Below are 1,977 nucleotides of genomic sequence, written 5' to 3' on the forward strand. Positions count from 1 at the left end.
GCCACCCCCAACCGGGGGGAGTGGGCGGACATGTCCCGCAACCACAACGCACCCCCCGCGGCCCGGAGGGGGGGCCGGCCTCCCCCCCCCACCCGCCCCAGCCCCAGCGTCCGCGCGCCCGCGGACCGGGTCGGTGTCCGCCCGGACAGGGTGGGCGCGGAGGTCCGGTACACGGCTAGCGGTCCATTTCCGCGGCGACGAAGTCGGCCAGCGAGCGGACCGTCTCGAAGTGCGCCATCTCCAGGTTGTCGGTGTCGAACTCGACCTCCAGCGCCTCCTCCAGCTGCATCAGCAGCTCGAAGACGCCGGTCGAGTCGAGGCCGAGCTCGTCGAACAGGCGCGACTGCTCGGTCAGGTCGGGCAGCTCGTAGTCCAGCACCTGGGCCAGGACGGCGGTGATGGCGCCGACGATCCGCTCGCGCGGGGCGACGGTGGTGGATTCGCTCATGATGCGGTTCCTTCGGTGATGGCCGTGGCGGCGGCGCGGTCGGGGAGGTGTTGGTGGCGCAGCAGGTCCTCGGTCTCGTCACGGGAGCGCACGAGGTGCGCGCGCCCGCCGTGGACGAGCACTTCCGCCGGGTAGCCGTGGCTGAGGAACAGCACCGGCGAGGCCGTCGGGCCGTACGCGCCGGAGCGCTGCACGCCGACGAGGTCGCCGGGCCGCACGGGCGGCAGCTCGACCTTCTTGCCGAGGGTGTCGTTGGGGGTGCACAGCGGGCCGGTGACGTGCCAGCTCTCGGTGGCGGGCTCGTCGTACCGGTTGAGCACGCGCATGGGGAAGTTCCGCTTGACGAACGACCCGATGCCGACCGCCGCCATGTGGTGGTTCGTGCCGCCGTCCGCGACCGCGAACCGCTCCCCCATCGACTCCTTCACGTACCGCACGCGCACGACGTACGTGCCGGACGTGGCGGTGAGGTAGCGGCCGAGCTCCATCACCAGCCGCGTGCCGGGGTGCCGGTCCGCGAACCCGGAGATGATCGGGTTGACGCGGGCGGCGAGCAGTTCGAGGTCGAGGTCGCGCTCGCCGTCGAAGTAGGCCACGCCGAGGCCGCCGCCGATGTCGACCAGCTCCAGCGCGATGCCCAGGTGCCCGGCCAACCGGTCGGCCAGCTCGAAGATGCGCTCGGTGTTCTCCGCGACGGCTTCCTCGGACAGGATGCGGGTGCCCATGTAGACCTGCACGCCCATGAACCGGACGTTCGGGTGCCGCGCGACCAGGTCGTCGGTGGCGAACAGCTGCGGCTCGTCGATGCCGAACTGGCGCGGCTTGCCGCCCATGGTCAGGCCGGAGCCCTTGACCGAGAAGGTCGGGTTGACGCGCAGCGCGACCGGGGCGCGCAGCCCGCGCAGCCGGGCGAACTCGTCGATCAGGGCGAGTTCCCCGAACGACTCGCACACGATCGCGTAGACGCCCTCGTCCAGGCAGGCGGCCAGTTCCTCGGCGCTCTTGCCCGGTCCGAGGAAGATGATGTCGGCCGGGTCGACGCCCGCGCGGCGCGCGGTGACCAGCTCCACCATCGACGACACCTCGGCGCGCGCGCCGCGGGCGTGCAGCACGGACAGCACGCCGATGTTGGGGTTGGACTTGAGGGAGAAGAAGAACTCCAGCCGCGGGTCCAGCAGCTGCTTGAGCCCGTCCACCCGGGATTCGAGCTCCTCGCCGTCGTACAGGTACAGCGGTGTGCCGTACCGCTCGGCGATCTCGGTGATCCCGATGCCTTGGACCTCGAACTCAGCGCTCACGGTCGCGCCTCCAATCGGGCGGTGATGTCGTCGTCCACGGCGCGCAGCCGGTCGTCCGACGACGCGATCAGCAGGCCGTACAGCCGCCCGTCGAACGCCGAGTCGGTGCGGTGGCCCGCGTTGACGGTGGCGAAGTTGTTGACCAGCAGGCCGGTGCCGGAGGCCCGGTCGAACAGCAGGCCGCGCAGCAGGTCGCGGACCTCCGCGAACGGCAGCCTGCGCCGCAGCCGC

The 1,977-nt window shown here is 71.7% G+C and carries 2 protein-coding genes and 1 pseudogene; all 3 read right to left on the bottom strand.

The window, feature by feature from the left end; translation table 11 throughout:
• Window positions 1-175: 175 nt before the first annotated feature.
• Window positions 176-448 (bottom strand): acyl carrier protein, encoded by a 273-nt coding sequence (locus AB0G02_RS29915; protein ID WP_360800466.1) that lies wholly within the window; start codon window positions 446-448, stop codon window positions 176-178.
• Window positions 445-1,746, bottom strand: coding sequence for a type III PLP-dependent enzyme (locus AB0G02_RS29920; RefSeq protein WP_360800469.1), 1,302 nt, complete (start codon window positions 1,744-1,746; stop codon window positions 445-447). Before AB0G02_RS29920 ends, AB0G02_RS29915 begins: the two co-directional genes overlap by 4 nt.
• Window positions 1,743-1,977 (bottom strand): annotated as a pseudogene (locus AB0G02_RS29925) (hypothetical protein); the annotation flags it as partial. The pseudogene AB0G02_RS29925 and the gene AB0G02_RS29920, both read right to left, overlap by 4 nt.

Source organism: Actinosynnema sp. NPDC023658 (assembly GCF_040639995.1).
In the GTDB taxonomy this organism is placed as follows: Bacteria; Actinomycetota; Actinomycetes; order Mycobacteriales; family Pseudonocardiaceae; genus Actinosynnema.